The organism is Streptomyces sp. NBC_00075, assembly GCF_045041225.1.
Taxonomy (GTDB): Bacteria; Actinomycetota; Actinomycetes; order Streptomycetales; family Streptomycetaceae; genus Streptomyces; species Streptomyces adonidis.
On the sequence record NZ_CP108243.1, the window covers coordinates 8,849,423 to 8,871,028 of the forward strand.

General features: G+C 66.7%; 13 protein-coding genes, 3 rRNA genes and 1 pseudogene. 12 read left to right on the plus strand and 5 right to left on the minus strand.

Features of this window, described 5'->3' with window-relative positions:
* The first annotated feature begins 120 nt into the window (after positions 1–120).
* Positions 121–1,071 carry an SPFH domain-containing protein gene (locus tag OG787_RS38840; RefSeq protein ID WP_369033724.1) on the plus strand — a complete coding sequence of 317 codons (951 nt, stop codon included), beginning with the start codon at positions 121–123 and terminating at the stop codon, positions 1,069–1,071.
* Positions 1,072–1,204: 133 nt separating this feature from the next.
* On the opposite strand, the gene OG787_RS38845 is transcribed toward OG787_RS38840, so the two are convergent.
* Both OG787_RS38845 and OG787_RS38850 read right to left on the minus strand, forming a co-directional pair.
* The gene (locus tag OG787_RS38845) at positions 1,205–1,711 is read right to left on the minus strand and encodes an HNH endonuclease (protein ID WP_369033723.1); all 507 of its coding nucleotides are present in this window, start codon (positions 1,709–1,711) and stop codon (positions 1,205–1,207) included.
* A 184-nt stretch (positions 1,712–1,895) separates the two neighbouring features.
* Positions 1,896–2,435, minus strand: coding sequence for a YbhB/YbcL family Raf kinase inhibitor-like protein (locus OG787_RS38850; protein ID WP_369033722.1), 540 nt, complete (start codon positions 2,433–2,435; stop codon positions 1,896–1,898).
* A gap of 112 nt (positions 2,436–2,547) precedes the next feature.
* Here OG787_RS38850 and OG787_RS38855 point away from each other — a divergent pair, with 112 nt between their 5' ends.
* Positions 2,548–5,913 carry a LamG-like jellyroll fold domain-containing protein gene (locus tag OG787_RS38855; protein WP_405538391.1) on the plus strand — a complete coding sequence of 1,122 codons (3,366 nt, stop codon included), beginning with the start codon at positions 2,548–2,550 and terminating at the stop codon, positions 5,911–5,913.
* A gap of 68 nt (positions 5,914–5,981) precedes the next feature.
* On the opposite strand, the gene OG787_RS38860 is transcribed toward OG787_RS38855, so the two are convergent.
* Positions 5,982–6,764: a sporulation protein gene (locus OG787_RS38860; RefSeq protein WP_369033720.1), complete on the minus strand. Its 783-nt coding sequence runs from the start codon at positions 6,762–6,764 to the stop codon at positions 5,982–5,984.
* A 146-nt stretch (positions 6,765–6,910) separates the two neighbouring features.
* Between OG787_RS38860 and OG787_RS38865 the strand changes: the two genes are divergently transcribed.
* The 6 genes and pseudogenes from OG787_RS38865 (at position 6,911) to OG787_RS38890 (ending at position 15,745) form a co-directional block, all read left to right on the plus strand.
* Entirely contained in the window at positions 6,911–7,552 is a 642-nt protein-coding gene (locus OG787_RS38865; RefSeq protein WP_369033719.1) for a DNA-3-methyladenine glycosylase, read from the plus strand.
* A 532-nt stretch (positions 7,553–8,084) separates the two neighbouring features.
* Positions 8,085–9,611 (plus strand): 16S ribosomal RNA (locus OG787_RS38870).
* Positions 9,612–9,926: 315 nt separating this feature from the next.
* A 23S ribosomal RNA gene (locus OG787_RS38875) occupies positions 9,927–13,048 on the plus strand.
* A 106-nt stretch (positions 13,049–13,154) separates the two neighbouring features.
* A 5S ribosomal RNA gene (gene rrf, locus OG787_RS38880) occupies positions 13,155–13,271 on the plus strand.
* The 16S, 23S and 5S rRNA genes sit together here, the layout of an rRNA operon.
* A gap of 98 nt (positions 13,272–13,369) precedes the next feature.
* Positions 13,370–14,626 (plus strand): annotated as a pseudogene (locus OG787_RS38885) (hypothetical protein); the annotation flags it as partial.
* A gap of 282 nt (positions 14,627–14,908) precedes the next feature.
* Complete coding sequence (locus tag OG787_RS38890) at positions 14,909–15,745, plus strand: hypothetical protein (RefSeq protein ID WP_405540715.1); 837 nt, start codon at positions 14,909–14,911, stop codon at positions 15,743–15,745.
* A 64-nt stretch (positions 15,746–15,809) separates the two neighbouring features.
* Here the strand turns inward: OG787_RS38890 and OG787_RS38895 are convergent, their stop codons facing one another.
* Entirely contained in the window at positions 15,810–17,114 is a 1,305-nt protein-coding gene (locus OG787_RS38895) for a DUF1015 domain-containing protein (protein ID WP_369032955.1), read from the minus strand.
* Between the two features lie 73 nt (positions 17,115–17,187).
* Here OG787_RS38895 and OG787_RS38900 point away from each other — a divergent pair, with 73 nt between their 5' ends.
* From OG787_RS38900 to OG787_RS38915, 4 genes are all read left to right on the plus strand, one after another.
* Entirely contained in the window at positions 17,188–18,216 is a 1,029-nt protein-coding gene (locus tag OG787_RS38900) for an HAD hydrolase-like protein (protein ID WP_405538393.1), read from the plus strand.
* A gap of 87 nt (positions 18,217–18,303) precedes the next feature.
* Positions 18,304–19,347, plus strand: coding sequence for a FecCD family ABC transporter permease (locus tag OG787_RS38905; protein WP_405538395.1), 1,044 nt, complete (start codon positions 18,304–18,306; stop codon positions 19,345–19,347).
* Positions 19,344–20,420, plus strand: a complete 1,077-nt coding sequence (locus OG787_RS38910; protein ID WP_405538397.1) for a FecCD family ABC transporter permease — start codon at positions 19,344–19,346, stop codon at positions 20,418–20,420. Before OG787_RS38905 ends, OG787_RS38910 begins: the two co-directional genes overlap by 4 nt.
* Positions 20,417–21,274: an ABC transporter ATP-binding protein gene (locus OG787_RS38915; RefSeq protein ID WP_405538398.1), complete on the plus strand. Its 858-nt coding sequence runs from the start codon at positions 20,417–20,419 to the stop codon at positions 21,272–21,274. Before OG787_RS38910 ends, OG787_RS38915 begins: the two co-directional genes overlap by 4 nt.
* Here OG787_RS38915 and OG787_RS38920 read toward each other — a convergent pair.
* A complete protein-coding gene (locus tag OG787_RS38920) occupies positions 21,258–21,605 on the minus strand; it encodes an alkyl sulfatase C-terminal domain-containing protein (protein WP_369032950.1) in 348 nt (115 codons plus the stop codon). The two genes, OG787_RS38915 and OG787_RS38920, sit on opposite strands and share 17 nt — an antisense overlap.
* Position 21,606: the final 1 nt, after the last annotated feature.

A 21,606-nucleotide genomic window follows, 5' to 3' on the forward strand; every position in this document is an offset into this window, starting at 1 on the left:
CACGAGGCAGCCGACGGTCTGTCACACTCGACCAGCAAGATCTTCAACAAGCAAGATCTTCAACAGGCATAAGATCTTTCCGTAAGCGCGCCGAGGCGGAGAAGGGTACGGGGAGCCACGATGGAGCCCATCATCATCGTCCTGATCATCCTGGTGGTGTTGGTCTTCATCGCCCTGATCAAGACCATCCAGGTCATTCCACAGGCGAGTGCAGCGATCGTGGAACGGTTCGGCCGCTATACGCGCACGCTCAACGCCGGCCTGAACATCGTCGTCCCGTTCATAGACACCATCCGCAACCGCATCGACCTCCGCGAGCAGGTCGTGCCGTTCCCGCCGCAGCCGGTGATCACCCAGGACAACCTGGTCGTCAACATCGACACCGTCATCTACTACCAGGTGACCGACGCCCGGGCCGCGACCTACGAAGTAGCCAGCTACATCCAGGCAATTGAGCAGCTCACCGTCACCACGCTCCGCAACATCATCGGTGGCATGGACCTGGAGCGGACCCTGACCTCCCGCGAGGAGATCAACGCGGCCCTGCGCGGAGTCCTCGACGAGGCCACCGGCAAGTGGGGCATCCGCGTCAACCGCGTCGAGCTGAAGGCGATCGAGCCGCCGACCTCCATCCAGGACTCGATGGAGAAGCAGATGCGCGCCGACCGTGACAAGCGCGCCGCGATCCTCACCGCCGAAGGTATCCGCCAGTCCCAGATCCTCACGGCGGAAGGTGAGAAGCAGTCCGCGATCCTGCGCGCCGAGGGTGAGGCCAAGGCCGCCGCCCTGCGCGCCGAGGGTGAGGCCCAGGCCGTCCGTACGGTCTTCGAGGCCATCCACGCCGGCGACCCGGACCAGAAGCTCCTCTCCTACCAGTACCTCCAGATGCTCCCGAAGATCGCCCAGGGCGACGCCAACAAGCTCTGGATCGTCCCCAGCGAGATCGGCGACGCCCTCAAGGGCCTCTCCGGAGCCATGGGCAACTTCGGCGGCATGGGCGGCGGTTCGGGCGGCGGAGGCAACACGGACACCCCCACAGAACGCCGAGAAAAGCCGTCAATCACAGACTGACGGCTCATCAAAACTCCGGCACCTGTCCCCGCGCCCTGTCTTTAGGGGCGCGGGGAACTGCGCGACCAGCCACGAACGACCCGCGGCCAACGAACAAACCAGTGGACCCCAAACAAGGTCCCACCCGCACAAACTACGCCGCCGGCTGCCCCAACCACTCAGGCAGCGCATCAAAGTCATCCTGCCCAAGAGCCAACAGCATCGCATCAGCCGGCGTCGGCTCGAACGGCTGCCGCAACAGCGGCATCCCCGCCTGCTCAGGCGTCCGCGCAGCCTTACGGTGATTGTCCTCCGCACAAGACGCCACCGTGTTCAACCACGAGTCCTGCCCACCCTGCGCCCGAGGCACCACGTGATCGACAGTGGTCGCCCGCCGACCGCAGTACGCGCACCTGTGCCGGTCCCGGACCAGCACACCCCGCCTCGACCACGGAGCTTGTCTTCGGAAGGGCACCCGGACATAGCGGCAGAGCCTGATCACCCGCGGCGCGGGTATGTCGACCGCCGCTCCGCGCATACGGATCTCGGGGTGGGCCTGCTCGACAACAGCCTTGTCCTGCAGCACCAGAACGACGGCCCGGTTCAACGTCACCGTCGACAGCGGCTCGAAGCTCGCGTTCAGTACCAGCGTGTCCCGCATCCAGCCCACCTCCTATGCTCACCGGCCCACCGCATGGCGGGCTTGGATCAACTCTGGCCGGGCACGCCGAGATGGACAACGCAATATCTGTGCTCACCGGGGGACACCCCCCGGACCCCCGGCACAAAAAATGCCCGCCTCTGATCACTTCCAAGACCAGAGGCGGGCAAACGTTCAATGAACGTCAGTCTTCGGCGGGAACCTCGTACTCACCGACGAGTTGGGCACGCGCGATCGCGTGGAACCGCAGATTGAACCCGACGTACGCGGGAGACGCGTCCGCGTCCGGGCCCAGCTTCTCCTGGTCCACCGCGTACACCGTGAACACATACCGGTGCGGACCGTCCCCGGCCGGCGGCGCCGCACCGCCGAAGTCCTTCGTGCCGTAGTCGTTGCGCGCCTGGACCACCCCCTCGGGCAGCCCCTCGAACTTGCCGCTGCCCGCACCCGTCGCCAACTCGGTCACGGAGACCGGGATGTCGAAGGCGACCCAGTGCCAGAACCCGCTGCCCGTGGGCGCGTCCGGGTCGTAGCAGGTCACGGCGAAACTCCTGGTCTCCGGCGGGAACCCCTCCCACCGCAGGTGCGGCGAGGTGTTGCCGGACGCGTAGACCTGAGCGTCCTTGAGCGTCGCACCCGCCTCGACATCCTCACTCGTGACCGTGAACGACGGCACGGGCGGGTGGAAGTCGTGCGGCAGCGGCGGCCTCTTCAGCTCGGTCACGTGGATACCTCCTGATGGGAACGGATGGGATCGGACGGGGACCGGATCGACTGGGAAAGCCCCGGGCATCCCGCGTCACCGAGCTGTCAACTGCGTTGACTACGTTGGCCCGATGATCTGTTACGTACGCCGAAGAACCCTGATCACAGCCCTGATGGCCCTGGCCGCCAGCCTAGTTGCCATCCCGCCCGCGGAAGCGAGCGGCGCCCGAATATCCACCGACCGGATCGTCGGCGACCAACAGGTCCTCTTCCGCTCCGGCACCGCCGGCTACGGCTGCTTCCGCATCCCCACCCTGATCCGCACCAAGGCCGGCACCCTGCTCGCCTTCGCCGAGGGCCGCTCCTCACCTTCCTGCGCCGACCGCGGCCCCATCGACATCGTGGTCCGCCGCTCCACCAACGACGGCCGTACCTGGGGCCCCGTCAAGGTCGCCCTCGCGGGCACCGCCACCGACCCGGACGCCCCGTACACCCGCGACAACGCCTCGCCCGTCGCCGACGAGGTCACCGGAGACGTCTTCCTGGTCTCCACCGGCGAACCCGCGAGCCGCGGCACACGCATCCCGTACGTCCAGAAGAGCACCGACGACGGCCTCACCTTCGGCGCCCCGAGCGCCGTCACCCGCCTCAGCGGCAGGACCAGCGGCTGGTTCGCGACCGGCCCCGCCCACGGCATCCAGCTGAAGAACGGCCCGTACGCAGGCCGCCTCGTCGTCGGCGCGTACGAGAGCCCGAACTCCACGACCCAACTCGCCGGCGTCCTCTACAGCGCCGACCACGGCGAGACCTGGCAGGCGAGCGCGACTGAAAACTCGTACGTGGCAGGGGAGTTGAAGCCCACCGAGACCTCCGTGGCCGAACTCACCAACGGCGACGTCTACCTCGCCACCCGCAACGAACAGGACGACACCAAACCTCACCGCACCCACGTCATCAGCACCGACGGCGGCACCACGGTCGGCGTGCACACAGTCGCGGGTGTCACCACACCCCAGATCCAGGCCTCCGTCCTGGCCCTGAGCCACACCTACCAGTCCACCCCGGGCGACACCCTGATCCTCGCCGCCCCGCTCGGCCCCGGCCGAGCCAACCTCGGCATCCGCTACTCCACGAACCGCGGCGCCACCTGGACCGACGCCCCGAGCGGCCGGATCAACGCCGACCGCGCGGGCTACTCGGACCTCGCCGAACTCACCGGCGGCGAGATAGGCCTGGTCTACGAGGGAGGCCAGGACTTCTCCGCCGCCAACATCTACTTCAACCGCCTCGCCCCCACGGCGATCGGGCTCCCCGGCACCTTCGACGGCACGGTCCTCCCGCAGAAGTCGCGGGACGCCGGTCCCACCACCCCCGACACCACCCCGGACGCCAACGACGCCTACCTGAGCGGCAGTCCGGCCGGCGTGAGCGGCAGGTTCCGGCAGGCGCTCGACTTCCCGAGCCCCGGCGGGTACGCCGACATCCCGTACAGCCCGACCGTCGACCCGGGCTCCGGCGACGTCACGTACTCGCTCTTCTTCAAACACACGGCGACCTCCACCACGGCCCAACGCGCCCTGCTCTGGGCGTACGGCTACAACGCGGCCAAACCGCAGTTGTGGATCCGCGCCGTGCCCAGCACCAACCAGATTGTCGCCTGGGCCGAGGGCTCCGGCGGCAGGGTCAGCGTCACCCTCCAGGCCCCCGACGGCTCCGCGGCCTACGGCGACAACACCTGGCACCATCTGACCCTGGTCCGCTCCGGCGACCAGGTCAGCCTCGCGGTCGACGGTACGACCGTCACCAGGACCGGCGTCACCGGCTCGCTCACCTCACCCCGCGCCTCCGGCGTCGACGGCATCCGCCTCGGGGCGAAACCGGACGCCGGCGCGAGCGACGTCTTCACCGGCGCCCTCGACGAGTTCCGGATGTACGACACCGCCCTCACCGAGGCCCAACTGACCGAACTGCGCACCCAGAACACGGCCACCGGCGCGGTGGACACCCTCGCCGCCCACCTCCCCTTCCAGACCGTCGACACCGCCACGGACCCCGATCCGCTCACCACGGTCGCCATCGAGGACGACATCTCCGGCAACTGCGCCGACGGCACCCTCCTGCTCGCCACCGACGCCACCCCGCGCGTGACGGACGAGTACCGCATGGGCGCCTCGGCCCTCCCGGTCGCCGTGGACCGTCCGGGCGTCGAGGTCCCGTACGTACCCGCCGTCGACCCGGGCACGGGCGACTTCACGTACGCCCTCTGGTTCCGCTACAGCGCCACGCCCACGACACCCGCCGCGGCCCTCCTCTGGGCGTACGGCACCGCCTCGGGCCAACCCTCCCTGTGGATCCGCGCCCGCCCCGGCGACGACGGCCTCTACGCCTGGGCGGAGACGAACGAGGGCCGGGCCAACTTCGCGATCCCCGACCCCGACGACACCCGCACTGCCTTCGGCGACAACCAATGGCACCTGCTGACCGCCACGCGCGCGGGCAGCACCTTCACGGTCGAGGTCGACGGCACCCACACCACCCAGGCCACCGGCCTCACCGGCTCCTTCACCGAGGGCCGCACCACCGTGCCGGGCCTGCGCATCGGCTCCCGCCCCGGCACCACCGAGATCCTCACCGGTACCCTCGACGACCTCCGCCTCTACCACCGCGCCCTCACGGACAACGAGACCGACAAGATCGCCGCGTCCGGATCGGGCACGAGCGCCTATCCCACCGACAGCAAGGTCTGGTGGCCGATGGAGAACGGCACCACCCAGGCCCACGAGATCGCCCGCCCCACCACAGGCCCGGCCACCCCGGACACCACCACCCACTGCAACAACGCCTACGTACGCGGGACTCCAGCCCTCGTGAGTGGCGCCTTCGGCGGCGGCATCACGCTCGACGGCACCGACGACGCGGTCGAACTCCCGTACAGCGACTCGGAGTCCCTAGGCGCCGGCGACTTCACCCTCGCCACCTGGGTCCGCTACGACGCCACGACGGCCACCGGAACTCCGGTACTGGCGTGGGCGTACGGCCAGGGCGCCACCGAACGCCAACTCTGGCTGCGCGCCGAACCGGCGAACGGCCGTCTGGCGGCCCTGATCCAGACGGAGGCGGCATCCACCACGGCGTACGCCCCCGACACCGCGTTCCGCTCCGGCATCGCCTGGCACCACGTGGTCCTGCAACGCGAGGGGACCCAACTCACCCTGTCCATCGACGGCGTGACCGGCACCACGGGCACGGTCCCGGCCGGCTCGCTCACCTACGGCGACGCGTTCACCGTGACCGGCGTCCACCTTGGCGGCCGCCCGGACGGCGCCTCCACGTACCGCTTCAAGGGCTCCCTGGACGAGTTCCGCCTCGTCCGCCGCGCCCTCACCACCACCGAACTCACCACCCTCCGCGAACAGAACACCGACCCGACGGACCGCTCCACCACGGCCCGCCTCTCCTTCGAGAAGGTGACCACACAGGGCTACGCCCGCATGTGACGGAACAGAGGGAACGCGGGAGGGGCAGGCAACGCCGAACGGCGTCGCCTGCCCCTCCTCCGCTTGTCCTAGAACCAGTTGCGCTTGCTGCCGACCGCGGCCAGCCACTGGTTGAGGTACGCCGCCCAGTCGGTGTTCTGGTAGTCGTGCAGGCCCACCTGGAACGACCGGAAGGTGTCACTGCCCTCGCTGAACAGACCCGGCTTCTTGTCCATCTCCAGCACGACGTCCATCGCGTTCTCGTCGGCGACGAAGCTCAACTCGACCTGGCTCAGGCCCTGGTACTGCGACGGCGGGAAGAACTCGACCTCCTGGTAGAAGGGCAGCTTCTGCCGCGTACCGCGGATGTGACCGCGCTCCAGGTCGGCGTTCTTGAAACGGAAGCCCAGCTGGAGGAACGCGTCCAGGATCGCTTTCTGCGCGGGCAACGGGTGCACGTTGATGGGGTCCAGGTCACCGGAGTCGATGGCACGCGCGATCGCCAGCTCGGTGGTCACCCCGATGTTCATCCCGCGCAACGCCTGACCGTCGATCATCGTGACCGGCGTCTCCCAGGGGATCTCCAGCCCGAACGGCACGGTGTGCACGGCACCGGCCTGGACCTCGAAGGCACCGCCCAGGCGCACCTTGGTGAACTCGACGTCCTGCTTGTACTCCTGGTCGCCGCCCTCGACCTCGACCTTGGCCTGGAGCCCTACGGACAGCCCTTCGATCTGCTGGTTGACGGAACCGCCCTGGATCCGCACCTCACCCTGGACGACACCGCCCGGAACGACGTTGACCTCCGTCAACACCGTCTCGACCGAAGCCCCACCGGCACCCAGGCTCGCGAGCAGCTTCTTGAACGCCATGTCTCTCCTTCTCCAGCGATCCTTGCGATCCCTTGATCCTTAGAAACGCGATCCGACCGTGGCCGGTTCCGTGCCTCACCCTGGCAAGGCGGACGCTTCCTGGCCACCCCGTTCACCGGGACACGCCTGCACTACGCTCGGACGGCATGATCGCGCCCGCTGACCGTACGCCCCTCCGCAGGGAGTTCTTCGACCGGCCGGTACTGGAGGTTGCCCCCGACCTCCTGGGTCGCGTCCTGGTCCGCACCACCCCGGACGGTCCGATCGAACTCCGCCTCACAGAGGTGGAGGCGTACGACGGCCCGAACGACCCCGGCTCGCACGCCTATCGCGGCCCCACACCCCGCAACAGCGTGATGTTCGGTCCGCCCGGCCATGTGTACGTCTACTTCACCTACGGCATGTGGCACTGCATGAACCTGGTGTGCGGCCCCGAGGGCACGGCGAGCGGGATCCTGCTCCGCGCCGGCGAGATCATCGAGGGCGCCGAACTCGCCCGCAAACGTCGAATTTCAGCCCGAAACGACAAGGAACTGGCCAAAGGCCCGGCCCGCCTGGCCACAGCCCTGGACGTGGACAGGGCCCTCGACGGTACGGACGCCTGCGCTCCCGGGGCCGCACCGATCACGGTCCTGACCGGCACCCCGGTCACCTCCGGCCAGGTGAGCAGTGGTCCGCGCACCGGCGTCGCCGGCGACGGGGGCGTCCACCCCTGGCGCTTCTGGATCACCAACGACCCTACGGTGAGCCCTTATCGGGCCCATGCGCCCCGTCGTCGCTCAACTTGACGAGCTCTTGGGGGGTCCGTAATGTAGCCCGAGCCGCTTGAACCGGGTACGGCGATCGCCTGCAGCCGGAAGTGGCCAACCCACTACCTACGACTCCCTCTCAGCAGGGGCGATTTCGGTGTGCCCGCACACTGAATTGCGAACCTGCGGAACTCGATTATGAGTCGCCGAGGGAATCGGCTAACGTAGTGAATGTCGAAAGGGCGACGGGCGAAAGCCGGAAGACCAAAGACAATCCCGCCGACAGGGAATCGGGTCAGAAAATGATCTGATAGAGTCGGAAACGCAAGACCGAAGGGAAACTGCCCGGAGGAAAGCCCGAGAGGGTGAGTACGAAGGAAGCGTCCGTTCCTTGAGAACTCAACAGCGTGCCAAAAATCAACGCCAGATATGTTGATACCCCGTCCATCACATTCGTGGTGGTCGAGGTTCCTTTGAAGTAACACAACACAGCGAGGACGCTGTGAACGGTCGGGCTTATTCCGCCTGACTGTTCCGCTCTCGTGTGTGTGGTCCCGATTACGGGAAAACATTCACGGAGAGTTTGATCCTGGCTCAGGACGAACGCTGGCGGCGTGCTTAACACATGCAAGTCGAACGATGAAGCCTTTCGGGGTGGATTAGTGGCGAACGGGTGAGTAACACGTGGGCAATCTGCCCTGCACTCTGGGACAAGCCCTGGAAACGGGGTCTAATACCGGATGATACTTCTGCTCGCATGGGTGGGGGTTGAAAGCTCCGGCGGTGCAGGATGAGCCCGCGGCCTATCAGCTTGTTGGTGAGGTAGTGGCTCACCAAGGCGACGACGGGTAGCCGGCCTGAGAGGGCGACCGGCCACACTGGGACTGAGACACGGCCCAGACTCCTACGGGAGGCAGCAGTGGGGAATATTGCACAATGGGCGCAAGCCTGATGCAGCGACGCCGCGTGAGGGATGACGGCCTTCGGGTTGTAAACCTCTTTCAGCAGGGAAGAAGCGCAAGTGACGGTACCTGCAGAAGAAGCGCCGGCTAACTACGTGCCAGCAGCCGCGGTAATACGTAGGGCGCAAGCGTTGTCCGGAATTATTGGGCGTAAAGAGCTCGTAGGCGGTCTGTCGCGTCGGATGTGAAAGCCCGGGGCTTAACCCCGGGTCTGCATTCGATACGGGCAGACTAGAGTGTGGTAGGGGAGATCGGAATTCCTGGTGTAGCGGTGAAATGCGCAGATATCAGGAGGAACACCGGTGGCGAAGGCGGATCTCTGGGCCATTACTGACGCTGAGGAGCGAAAGCGTGGGGAGCGAACAGGATTAGATACCCTGGTAGTCCACGCCGTAAACGGTGGGAACTAGGTGTTGGCGACATTCCACGTCGTCGGTGCCGCAGCTAACGCATTAAGTTCCCCGCCTGGGGAGTACGGCCGCAAGGCTAAAACTCAAAGGAATTGACGGGGGCCCGCACAAGCAGCGGAGCATGTGGCTTAATTCGACGCAACGCGAAGAACCTTACCAAGGCTTGACATACACCGGAAACGGCCAGAGATGGTCGCCCCCTTGTGGTCGGTGTACAGGTGGTGCATGGCTGTCGTCAGCTCGTGTCGTGAGATGTTGGGTTAAGTCCCGCAACGAGCGCAACCCTTGTTCTGTGTTGCCAGCAACCTCTTCGGAGGGTTGGGGACTCACAGGAGACTGCCGGGGTCAACTCGGAGGAAGGTGGGGACGACGTCAAGTCATCATGCCCCTTATGTCTTGGGCTGCACACGTGCTACAATGGCCGGTACAATGAGCTGCGATGCCGTGAGGCGGAGCGAATCTCAAAAAGCCGGTCTCAGTTCGGATTGGGGTCTGCAACTCGACCCCATGAAGTCGGAGTTGCTAGTAATCGCAGATCAGCATTGCTGCGGTGAATACGTTCCCGGGCCTTGTACACACCGCCCGTCACGTCACGAAAGTCGGTAACACCCGAAGCCGGTGGCCCAACCCCTTACGGGGAGGGAGCTGTCGAAGGTGGGACTGGCGATTGGGACGAAGTCGTAACAAGGTAGCCGTACCGGAAGGTGCGGCTGGATCACCTCCTTTCTAAGGAGCATCTAGGCGCCAGCTCTTCGGAGTCGGCGTCCAGGGCCATTACGTCGGCACACGTCCGACGGTGGTTGCTCATGGGTGGAACGTTGATTATTCGGCACACTTGATCGTCTTCTCCTTCCAGTACTGTCCTTCGGGGCGTGGAACGAATGAGGGAAGCGGCGAGTGGGCCGGGCACGCTGTTGGGTGTCTGAGGGTATGGCCGCAAGGTCTGTCTTCAGTGCCGGCCCCAGTGAACTCGCCTGTCAGGGTGGGGTGGTGGGTGGTTGGTCGTTGTTTGAGAACTGCACAGTGGACGCGAGCATCTGTGGCCAAGTTTTTAAGGGCGCACGGTGGATGCCTTGGCACCAGGAACCGATGAAGGACGTGGGAGGCCACGATAGTCCCCGGGGAGTCGTCAACCAGGCTTTGATCCGGGGGTTTCCGAATGGGGAAACCCGGCAGTCGTCATGGGCTGTCACCCACATCTGAACACATAGGGTGTGTGGAGGGAACGCGGGGAAGTGAAACATCTCAGTACCCGCAGGAAGAGAAAACAACCGTGATTCCGGGAGTAGTGGCGAGCGAAACCGGATGAGGCCAAACCGTTTACGTGTGAGACCCGGCAGGGGTTGCGTATGCGGGGTTGTGGGATCTCTTTCACAGTCTGCCGGCTGTGAGACGAGTCAGAAACCGTTGATGTAGGCGAAGGACATGCGAAAGGTCCGGCGTAGAGGGTAAGACCCCCGTAGTCGAAACATTGACGGCTCGTTTGAGAGACACCCAAGTAGCACGGGGCCCGAGAAATCCCGTGTGAATCTGGCGGGACCACCCGTTAAGCCTAAATATTCCCTGGTGACCGATAGCGGATAGTACCGTGAGGGAATGGTGAAAAGTACCGCGGGAGCGGAGTGAAATAGTACCTGAAACCGTGTGCCTACAAGCCGTGGGAGCGTCGCGTTGAGTACTTGTACTCAACGTCGTGACTGCGTGCCTTTTGAAGAATGAGCCTGCGAGTTTGCGGTGTGTTGCGAGGTTAACCCGTGTGGGGAAGCCGTAGCGAAAGCGAGTCCGAATAGGGCGGTTTAGTAGCGCGCTCAAGACCCGAAGCGGAGTGATCTAGCCATGGGCAGGTTGAAGCGGAGGTAAGACTTCGTGGAGGACCGAACCCACCAGGGTTGAAAACCTGGGGGATGACCTGTGGTTAGGGGTGAAAGGCCAATCAAACTCCGTGATAGCTGGTTCTCCCCGAAATGCATTTAGGTGCAGCGTCGTGTGTTTCTTGCCGGAGGTAGAGCACTGGATAGGCGATGGGCCCTACCGGGTTACTGACCTTAGCCAAACTCCGAATGCCGGTAAGTGAGAGCGCGGCAGTGAGACTGTGGGGGATAAGCTCCATGGTCGAGAGGGAAACAGCCCAGAGCATCGACTAAGGCCCCTAAGCGTACGCTAAGTGGGAAAGGATGTGGAGTCGCAGAGACAACCAGGAGGTTGGCTTAGAAGCAGCCACCCTTGAAAGAGTGCGTAATAGCTCACTGGTCTAGTGATTCCGCGCCGACAATGTAGCGGGGCTCAAGCGTACCGCCGAAGTCGTGTCATTCATACAACAGCCCCAACGGGTGTGTGGATGGGTAGGGGAGCGTCGTATGCCGGGTGAAGCGGCGGCGGAAGCCAGTCGTGGACGGTTTACGAGTGAGAATGCAGGCATGAGTAGCGATACACACGTGGGAAACGTGTGCGCCGATTGACTAAGGGTTCCTGGGTCAAGCTGATCTGCCCAGGGTAAGTCGGGACCTAAGGCGAGGCCGACAGGCGTAGTCGATGGATAACCGGTTGATATTCCGGTACCCGCTGTGAAGCGTCAAACATCGAACCAGGCGATGCTAAGTCCGTGAAGCCGTTCCGGACCCTTCGGGGAATGGAAAGTGGTGGAGCCGGCGAACCAGATCTGTAGTAGGTGAGTGATGGGGTGACGCAGGAAGGTAGTCCATCCCGGGCGGTGGTTGTCCCGGGGTAAGGGTGTAGGACGTGGTCTAGGCAAATCCGGATCACACATAGTCTGAGACCTGATGCCGAGCCGATTGTGGTGAAGTGGATGATCCTATGCTGTCGAGAAAAGCCTCTAGCGAGTTTCATGGCGGCCCGTACCCTAAACCGACTCAGGTGGTCAGGTAGAGAATACCGAGGCGTTCGGGTGAACTATGGTTAAGGAACTCGGCAAAATGCCCCCGTAACTTCGGGAGAAGGGGGGCCATCACTGGTGAGGGGACTTGCTCTCCGAGCTGGGGGTGGCCGCAGAGACCAGCGAGAAGCGACTGTTTACTAAAAACACAGGTCCGTGCGAAGCCGTAAGGCGATGTATACGGACTGACGCCTGCCCGGTGCTGGAACGTTAAGGGGACCGGTTAGTCACTCTTCGGGGTGGCGAAGCTGAGAACTTAAGCGCCAGTAAACGGCGGTGGTAACTATAACCATCCTAAGGTAGCGAAATTCCTTGTCGGGTAAGTTCCGACCTGCACGAATGGCGTAACGACTTCTCGACTGTCTCAACCATAGGCCCGGTGAAATTGCACTACGAGTAAAGATGCTCGTTTCGCGCAGCAGGACGGAAAGACCCCGGGACCTTTACTACAGTTTGATATTGGTGTTCGGTTCGGCTTGTGTAGGATAGCTGGGAGACTTTGATCATCGGACGCCAGTTCGGTGGGAGTCGTCGTTGAAATACCAGTCTGGTCGTGCTGGATGTCTAACCTGGGTCCGTGATCCGGATCAGGGACAGTGTCTGATGGGTAGTTTAACTGGGGCGGTTGCCTCCTAAAGAGTAACGGAGGCGCCCAAAGGTTCCCTCAGCCTGGTTGGCAATCAGGTGTTGAGTGTAAGTGCACAAGGGAGCTTGACTGTGAGACCGACGGGTCGAGCAGGGACGAAAGTCGGGACTAGTGATCCGGCGGTGGCTTGTGGAAGCGCCGTCGCTCAACGGATAAAAGGTACCCCGGGGATAACAGGCTGATCTTCCCCAAGAGTCCATATCGACGGGATGGTTTGGCACCTCGATGTCGGCTCGTCGCATCCTGGGGCTGGAGTCGGTCCCAAGGGTTGGGCTGTTCGCCCATTAAAGCGGTACGCGAGCTGGGTTTAGAACGTCGTGAGACAGTTCGGTCCCTATCCGCTGCGCGCGCAGGAACATTGTGAAGGGCTGTCCCTAGTACGAGAGGACCGGGACGGACGAACCTCTGGTGTGCCAGTTGTTCTGCCAAGGGCATGGCTGGTTGGCTACGTTCGGGAGGGATAACCGCTGAAAGCATCTAAGCGGGAAGCCTGCTTCGAGATGAGTGTTCCCACCCCCTTTGAGGGGTTAAGGCTCCCAGTAGACGACTGGGTTGATAGGCCAGATCTGGAAGCCCGGTAACGGGTGGAGGTGACTGGTACTAATAGGCCGAGGGCTTGTCCTCAGTTGCTCGCGTCCACTGTGTTAGTTCTGAGACAACGAACAGTTGTCGGCTAGAGCTTGAACCACACAAAAGAAAAGTGTGCTTGTTCGCTCGAAACCATTAGGGTTTCGGTGGCCATAGCGTGAGGGAAACGCCCGGTTACATTCCGAACCCGGAAGCTAAGCCTTACAGCGCCGATGGTACTGCAGGGGGGACCCTGTGGGAGAGTAGGACGCCGCCGAACAATATTTGGAGGACCCCTGGTCCCAGCGTTCACGCTGGGACCAGGGGTCCTTTTTGTTTTAAAATAGCTTGCGGTACCGAAGACAGGAGTCACCCATCATGTCCACCAACTCTCCCGACGAGCGCCCGGAGCGCGACCAGCGCCGCCGGGACAGTGGTGACCGCGGCGACCGTGGCGGGTTCCGAAGCGGTCCTCGCCGCGACGGTGATCGCCGTGACAACGACCGTGGTGGTTCCGACCGTGGTGGCCGACCGACGGGTGGTGGTTACGGCCGCCGTGACGACCGGCCGGCAGCTCCCCGCCGTGACGACCGGGGCGACCGGCCCGGTGGCGGTGCCGGTGGTGGCGGTGGCGGATTCCGCCGGGACGACAACCGCGGTGGTGAGCGCGGTGGTTTCGTCCGCCGTGACGACCGCCGTGATGACCGTCGCGACGGCGATCGTGGGGCTCGTCCCGCTTTCCGGCGTGACGAGCGTTCGGACCGGCCGGACCGCTCGGACCGTCCGGCGGGACCCCGTCGTGACGACCGAGGCGACCGTGGTGGTTTCCGTCGGGACGACAACCGTGGTGGTGGCGGTGACCGCGGTGGCTTCGTTCGGCGTGATGATCGTCGTGACGACCGGCGTGATGACGATCGTGGTGGGTTCCGTGGTCGGAGTGATGACCGTGGGGATCGTGGCGGGTTTGTCCGTCGGGACGATCGTCGTGATGACCGTGGTGGTCGTCCCGCCGGTGGTGGCACTGGCGGTGGCTTCCGTGGGCGCGACGACAACCGCGGCGAGCGTAGTGGCCGTCCCGTAGGCGGCGGTTATCGCGGGCGGGACGACGACCGCGGTGGTCGTCCCGCCGGTGGTGGCACTGGCGGTGGCTTCCGTGGGCGTGACGACCGCAGGGACGACCGGCGCGATGACCGTCGGGACGGTGACCGTCGGGACGGTGACCGTCCCGCTTTCCGGCGTGATGACGATCGCGGTGGGTTCCGTGGCCGGAGCGATGACCGTGGGGATCGTGGCGGGTTCGTCCGTCGGGACGATCGTCGTGATGACCGTGGCGGCCGTCCCGCCGGCGGCGGCGGTGGGTTCCGTCGCGACGACAACCGTGGTGACCGCGACAACCGTGGCGACCGTGGGGGCCGCCCCGCAGGTGGCGGTTTCCGTCGTGACGACGATCGCGGTGGGCGTCCTGCCGGTGGTGGCGGTGGCGGTGGGTTCCGTGGACGTGATGACAGCCGTGGTGACCGTCCCGCCTTCCGCCGTGATGAAGACCGCCGCGAAGGCGACCGTCCCGCCTTCCGGCGTGACGACAGCCGTGGTCGGGACGACAGCCGTGGTGACCGTCCTGCTTTCCGGCGTGATGACGATCGCGGTGGGTTCCGTGGCCGGAGCGACGACCGTGGTGGCCGTCCAACCGGTGGTGGCGGTGGCTACCGCGGGCGTGACGACCGTGGCGGGCGGCCCAGCGGTGGCGGCGGCGGTTACCGGGGACGTGACGACCGTCGGGGCGACGACCGACGTGACGACCGGCGTGGTGGAGGGTTCCGTGACGAGCGTGACCGGGACCGGGAGCCGATCAAGCGGCTGCCGATCCCCGAGGACGTCACGGGCGACGAGATCGACAAGGACGTACGCCAGGAGCTGATGAGCCTGCCCAAGGGGCTCGCGGAGGAGGTCTCCAAGAACCTGGTCATGGTCGCCCGGCTCATCGACGAGGACCCCGAGGGTGCCTACGGGTACGCACGGGTTGCTCTGCGGCTGGCCTCGCGCGTGGCCGCCGTACGTGAGGCGGCCGGATTCGCCGCGTACGCGAACCAGAAGTACAGCGAGGCGCTGGCCGAGTTCCGTGCGGCTCGCCGCATGACCGGGAACGTCGAGTTGTGGCCCGTCATGGCCGACTGCGAGCGTGGGCTCGGGCGGCCCGAGAAGGCGCTCGACATGGCCGGGGCGCCCGAGGTGCACAAGCTGGACAAGGCCGGTCAGGTCGAGATGCGTCTCGTCGCGGCCGGTGCCCGGCGTGACATGGATCAGCTCGACGCGGCCATCGTGACCTTGCAGAGTCCCGAGCTGGCCTCCAACTCCGTACAGCCGTGGACCGCGCGACTGCGGTACGCGTACGCCGACGCGCTGCTGGCCGCCGGGCGTGAGGACGAGGCGCGCGAGTGGTTCGCCAAGGCCGTCGAGTCCGACAAGGACGGCAGCACGAACGCGTCGGACCGGCTCGCCGAGCTGGACGGGGTGGAGTTCGTCGACGCCTTCGACGAGAGCGAAGACGACGACGAAGATGAGGACACGGACACGGACACGGACACGGACACGGACACGGACACGGACACGGTCGTGGACGGGGTCGACCTTGTTGACCTCGATGACGACGAGGACAAGGGCGTCGAGTCTGCGTCTGTCGAGGTCGAGACCGAGCCCGTCCAGGCCGAGTCCGTCGACGACAGTGCCGACGGTCCTGCGGACGACCTTCGGTAAGCGGTGACAGCGTGAAGGGCGGGACCCCGGTCAGGGGTCCCGCCCTTCTGCGTTTCGGCGTGTTTCAGTGCGCCAGGGTGCGCAGCACCAGGCCCGAGGCGGGCTTGGGGCCGAAGGACGTCGACTTGCGGGGCATGGTGACGCCCTGGCGGGCCAGGTCCCGTACGACCTCCTCGCGGACCGGGTGCATCAGGACGGCCGTACCGCCGTCCTGTTCCGCTTTCTCCACGGTCGCCGCCGTGTCGTGGATGTACGCGATGTGCGCCGGTGAGTCCTCGGGGATGTGCCAGATGTGGCCGAGGAGCGTGGCGTGCAGGACTGTCGCGTCCAGGGTGCGCCAGGCCTGCGGGTGGTCGGCCGGGACCGTACGGGCCAGGAGGGCCTCGTCCGGGTGGTCCACGAGGTGGAAGGCGCCGTCGCCGGCCAGGAGGAAGGCGTTGCCCTCGGTGGCCGCCTCCGCGAGGGCGGTGAGCGCTTCGCAGAGCGGGACCGTGAGGTGACGTACGCGGAAGTGGCCCTCCAGGGAGGCCAGGGCCTCGGCGACCGGGAGGCCGTGCAGGAGGCGGTGGATCGCGCGGACGCGCAGGGGGTAGCGGGCGGTGTCCACGAGGAGTACCAGGCCGTGGTCCCAGGGGCTGGGGGACGGATGCTCCGCGCGTAGACGCAGATACGTCGCCCAGCGGTGGTGGCCGTCGGCGATCAGGGCCTGGTGATGTGTCAGGTCCGCCTGGATCCCGGCGAGTTCGGCGGGGTCGGTGATCGCCCAGAGGCGGTGGCCGAAGCCGTCCTCCGTGGTCGTCGACAGGAGTGGGGGGCGGGCTGCCGCGCGTTCGACCACGGCGCTTGTGCTGTACGGCGACACGCCTGCGGAATCGTTGCTGCGGTAGGTCAACAGGAGGGGTTCCAGGTTCGCGGAGGTGGCGCGCATCAGGGCCGCGCGGTCCGCCACGACGTGCGGCATGACGTCCTCGTGCGGCAGGACGACGCCCTCCGACGGCTCCGACAGGCGCAGGGCTCCTATGACCCCGCGTTGCAGGTGGCCGGTCGTGTCGCGCTGCTCGTAGACGTACAGGGCGGGCTCGGGGTCGGCGGTCAGGATGCCCTCGGAGAGCCAGTCGTCGAGGGTGTCCGCCGCCTGTTCGTTGCGGATGGACGGGGTCGCCGCCTGGGGGAGGATCAGCCGGACGATGTTGTGCGGGTCGGCCGATTCGAGGTGGATCAGGCCGTCCGGGCGCACGATGACGTCGTACGGCGGAGAGGTCACGGCTGCCAGGCTGCCGACCCGGTCGGGGTCGTAGCGCAGTCCCCGGAAGGGGGTCAGTTGAAGGCCCATGCGTGCCGGTACGTCCGCGGGACCTGCAGTGTTCATTGGTGCATCGTAGGGCTGTCAGTGGCATGGGGGATGATCGGGGGAAAGCCGGGCGAACGAGGAGCGATGCACAATGAGCCAGACCGTCAGGACGCGGCCCGAGGGCAGTGCGCGGGCGCTGAGCGAGGCGTACGACACGGCGCTGCTCGACCTGGACGGGGTGGTGTACGCGGGGGGCAGCGCGATCGTGCACGCCGTCGAGTCGCTCGGCGTCGCGCGTGACGGCGGGATGCGGCTCGCGTATGTGACCAACAACGCGCTGCGTACGCCTGATGCCGTGGCCGAGCACCTCACCGAGCTGGGCATAGCGACCGAGGGCGCGGACGTCATCACCTCGGCGCAGGCCGTGGCGCGGCTGATCGCCGACCAGGTGCCGACGGGCGCGCGCGTGCTGGTGATCGGCGGCGAGGGGCTGCGGGTCGCACTGCGCGAGCGGGGGCTTGAGCCCGTCGAGTCGGCCGAGGACGAGCCGGTGGCGGTCGTGCAGGGGTACGGCGGGCCCGAGTTGCCCTGGGGGCGGTTCGCGGAGGCGTGCTTCGCCATCGCGCGCGGGGTGCCCTGGTTCGCGTCGAACACCGACCTGACGATCCCCAGCGCGCGCGGGATCGCGCCGGGCAACGGGGCCGCGGTGGAGGTCGTACGCATCGCGACCGGCGCCGAGCCCCAGGTGGCGGGCAAGCCGCTGCCGCCGATGCACCGGGAGACGGTGCTGCGGACCGGGGCCGAGCGGCCCCTGGTAGTCGGGGACCGGCTGGACACGGACATCGAGGGCGCGTTCAACGGGGACGTCGACTCGCTGCTCGTGCTGACCGGCGTCACGGACGGCGCGCAACTGCTGGCCGCGCCACCGCAGCACCGGCCCACCTATGTCGACGCCGACCTCAGGGGGCTGCTGACCGGGCAGCCCGAGGTGACGCCCGCGGGCGAGGGTTTCCGGTGCGGGGGATGGACGGCGACCGCGGGGGAGGAGCGGCTGGAGCTGGAAGGGGAGGGGGAAGCCCTCGACGGGCTTCGTGCGCTGTGCGCGGCGGCCTGGACTGCGGCGGGGGACGGCGTGTGCGCGCTGGACGGGGGGAAGGCGCTGGCGCGGCTGGGGTTGTGAGGGGCCGACCGCGTCGAGGGGCCGTGCTCAGGCGCCCTCTCGTGGACGGACAGTGAGGCAAATAGGAGGGTAGGCTAACCTAACCTGGTGTTTGTCGATAGTCCTCCTGAGCAGCGCGCGGAGACCGCCCCCGCGCCCCCGAAGCGTCAGGCGATACGGGCCGTTGGACTCCTCGTCTCCCTGGGGATCCTGGTTCTTGTCGCCCTCGCCAGCATCGCGATCGGCGCGAAAGAGCTGTCCCTGGAGCAGGTCTGGCATGGGCTGTTCCAGGACTCGGGGACCTATGGGGACGTCGTCGTCGGTGAGCGGGTCTCGCGGACCCTCCTCGGGCTGCTCGCCGGTGCCGCGCTCGGGCTGTCCGGCGCCGTTCTCCAGGCGCTGACCCGCAATCCGCTGGCCGATCCAGGGCTGCTCGGCATCAACGCGGGCGCCTCGGCCGCCGTCGTCACCGCCATCACCTTCTTCGGCGTCACCTCGCTGAGCGGCTATGTGTGGTTCGCCTTCCTCGGGGCCGCCGCCGTCGGTGCGCTGGTCTGGTTCCTCGGCGGCAGCCGGGGTGCCACGCCCGTGCGGCTCGCGCTCGCCGGCACCGCGATCAGCGCCGCGCTCTACGGCTATCTCCAGGCCGTGATGATCACGGACGACGCGGCGCTCAGCGGGATGCGCTTCTGGACGGTCGGTTCGCTGGCCTCGGCCACCGACGACACCATCACGCAGGTCCTGCCGTTCATCGTGGTCGGCACGGTCCTCGCGCTGCTGCTGGCCCGGCCCCTCAACGCCGTGGCGATGGGCGACGACACCGCCCGTGCCCTCGGCGCCGACCTGAACCGCACCCGCGCGCTGTCCATGGCCGCCGCGACCGTGCTGTGCGGGGCCGCCACCGCCGCCTGCGGTCCGATCGTCTTCGTCGGCCTGATGGTCCCGCACGTCGTGCGGTCCTTCACCGGGCCCGACCTGCGCTGGATCCTGCCGTACGCGACCGTCCTGTCGCCGGTGCTGCTGCTCGGTGCCGATGTCGTCGGGCGGATCGTCGCCCGGCCCGCCGAACTCCAGGTAGGCATCGTCACCGCGGTCATCGGCGGCCCGGTCTTCATCTTTCTCGTACGACGGCGGAGGACGGCGCAGCTGTGAAGAGCAACCTTCCTGTCCGGCCCGCCCGGGGCGCCGGCCGCGCCGGCCGTGTCGTGCGGACCCCGGGGGGAGTGTCCCTCCGGCTGGACGTGCGGGCGCTGGTCGTCGTCGTGGCGCTGCTGCTGGCCGGGCTCACCGCGAGCGTCGTGCTGATCGGTACCGGCGACTTCCCGATCCCTGCCGGAGACGTTCTCAAGACGCTGTTCGGTGACGGGAACGCGGGCCAGGAGTTCATCGTCAGCGAGCTGCGGCTGCCGCGCGTCCTGGTCGGACTGCTGGTCGGGGCCTCGCTCGGGCTGGGCGGCGCGCTGTTCCAGTCCATCTCCCGCAATCCGCTGGGCAGTCCGGACGTACTCGGCCTCAGCCAGGGCTCGACCGCCGGTGCGCTGATCATGATCGTGCTGTTCTCCGGGAGCGCGGGCGCGGTCACCCTCGGGGCACTCGTCGGGGGGCTGGCGACCGGGCTCGCCATCTATCTGCTGGCCTGGAAGCAGGGCGTGCACGGCTACCGGCTGGTGCTTGTCGGCATCGGGGTCTCCGCGGTCGTCACGGCGGTCAACGGCTATCTGATCACCAAGGCCGACCTCGTCGACGCGACCCGAGCGGTCGTGTGGATGACCGGATCCCTCAACGGGCGGGGCTGGGACCAGGTCTGGCCGCTGCTCTGGCTGTGCCTCGTCCTCGTACCCCTGGTGCTCGCGAACGCGCGCGGCCTGCGGATGACGGAGATGGGCGACGACGTGTCGTACGCCCTCGGGGTGCGCGTCGAGCGCGTACGGCTGGTGCTCATGCTGGCCGCCGTGCTGCTCACCGCCGCCGCCACGGCCGCGGCCGGACCCGTCGGCTTCGTGGCGCTGACCGCGCCGCAGCTCGCCCGGCGGCTGACCCGCTCACCGGGGCCGAACCTGGTGCCGTCCATGTGCATGGGAGCCACCCTGCTGATCGTGGCCGACTGGGCCTCGCAGCGGCTCTTCGGCGCCGATCAACTGCCCGTGGGGGTGGTGACCGGAGTGCTCGGCGGGGTGTATCTGCTGTGGCTGCTGGTCACCGAGCGGAAGGCGGGCCGGATATGAGCGACTCCACGAACGAGAACGTCAAGAAGGGCACCAACACCGTGAACCGCCTGTCCGCCGAGAGTGTGACCCTCGCCTACGACCAGCGCGTGATCGCCGAGCAGTTGTCGGTCGAGATACCCGACAACTCCTTCACGGTCATCGTCGGCCCGAACGCCTGCGGCAAGTCCACGCTGCTGCGCGCCCTGTCGCGGATGCTCAAGCCCAGCGAGGGCCGGGTGCTGCTCGACGGGCAGCTCATCCACTCGATGCCCCCGAAGAAGGTCGCGCGGACCCTGGGGCTGCTCCCGCAGTCGTCGATCGCGCCCGACGGGATCACCGTCGCCGACCTGGTGGGCCGGGGTCGCTACCCGCACCAGGGCATCCTGCGCCAGTGGTCCCACGACGACGAGCGGATCGTCCAGGAGTCCATGGAGTCGACCGGCGTCGCCGAACTCGCCGATCGCTATGTCGACGAACTCTCCGGCGGCCAGCGGCAGCGCGTGTGGATCGCGATGGCCCTCGCCCAGCAGACACCGCTGCTGCTCCTCGACGAGCCGACGACCTACCTCGACATCCAGCATCAGATCGACGTCCTCGACCTCTGCGCCGAGCTGCACGAGGAGCAGGGGCGGACCCTGGTCGCCGTGCTGCACGACCTCAATCACGCGGCCCGGTACGCCACGCATCTCATCGCACTGCGCGAGGGTGCGGTCATTGCCGAGGGCGCGCCGGGGGACATCGTCACGGCCGGGCTGGTCGAGGAGGTGTTCGGGCTGCGCTGCCAGGTCATCGAGGATCCGGAGACCGGCACTCCGCTGGTGGTGCCGGCTGCGCGCAAGGCCCGTACGAAGCTTGCTACAGAAGTTTCCTGAGGCGGAACAGGTCCCGCAGGCCCGCCTCCAGTTTCACGCGGCCCGAGCCCCAGGCCTTCGCGAAGTTCAGCTCGCCGGCGACCAGCGCGACCAGGTCGTCGCCGGACATGGTGAGCCGGATCTCCGCCTTGTCCCGCGGCGGGCCCTGGAGGGTGTCCTGGACCTCGATACGGCCGCCTTGGAGGCGTCCCACGAAGGTGACGTCCAGGTCGGTGATACGGCAGCTCAGCGAGCGGTCCAGGGCCGCCGCCTCGCGTGCGTCCCCGGTCGCGCCCGCCATGTTGTCCGAGAGCTTGTCGAGTGCGCTGCGGCACTCCTCAATCGTGGCCATC

Bases quoted from the DNA above. Each gene is read 5' to 3' on its own strand.
- OG787_RS38860 (WP_369033720.1), bottom strand. From the start codon at position 6,764: ATGGCGTTCAAGAAGCTGCTCGCGAGCCTGGGTGCCGGTGGGGCTTCG.
- OG787_RS38890 (WP_405540715.1), top strand. From the start codon at position 14,909: ATGAGCCTGCCCAAGGGGCTCGCGGAGGAGGTCTCCAAGAACCTGGTC.
- OG787_RS38920 (WP_369032950.1), bottom strand. From the start codon at position 21,605: ATGGCCACGATTGAGGAGTGCCGCAGCGCACTCGACAAGCTCTCGGAC.
- OG787_RS38855 (WP_405538391.1), top strand. From the start codon at position 2,548: ATGATCTGTTACGTACGCCGAAGAACCCTGATCACAGCCCTGATGGCC.
- OG787_RS38900 (WP_405538393.1), top strand. From the start codon at position 17,188: ATGAGCCAGACCGTCAGGACGCGGCCCGAGGGCAGTGCGCGGGCGCTG.
- OG787_RS38915 (WP_405538398.1), top strand. From the start codon at position 20,417: ATGAGCGACTCCACGAACGAGAACGTCAAGAAGGGCACCAACACCGTG.
- OG787_RS38840 (WP_369033724.1), top strand. From the start codon at position 121: ATGGAGCCCATCATCATCGTCCTGATCATCCTGGTGGTGTTGGTCTTC.
- OG787_RS38895 (WP_369032955.1), bottom strand. From the start codon at position 17,114: ATGAACACTGCAGGTCCCGCGGACGTACCGGCACGCATGGGCCTTCAA.
- OG787_RS38865 (WP_369033719.1), top strand. From the start codon at position 6,911: ATGATCGCGCCCGCTGACCGTACGCCCCTCCGCAGGGAGTTCTTCGAC.
- OG787_RS38845 (WP_369033723.1), bottom strand. From the start codon at position 1,711: ATGCGGGACACGCTGGTACTGAACGCGAGCTTCGAGCCGCTGTCGACG.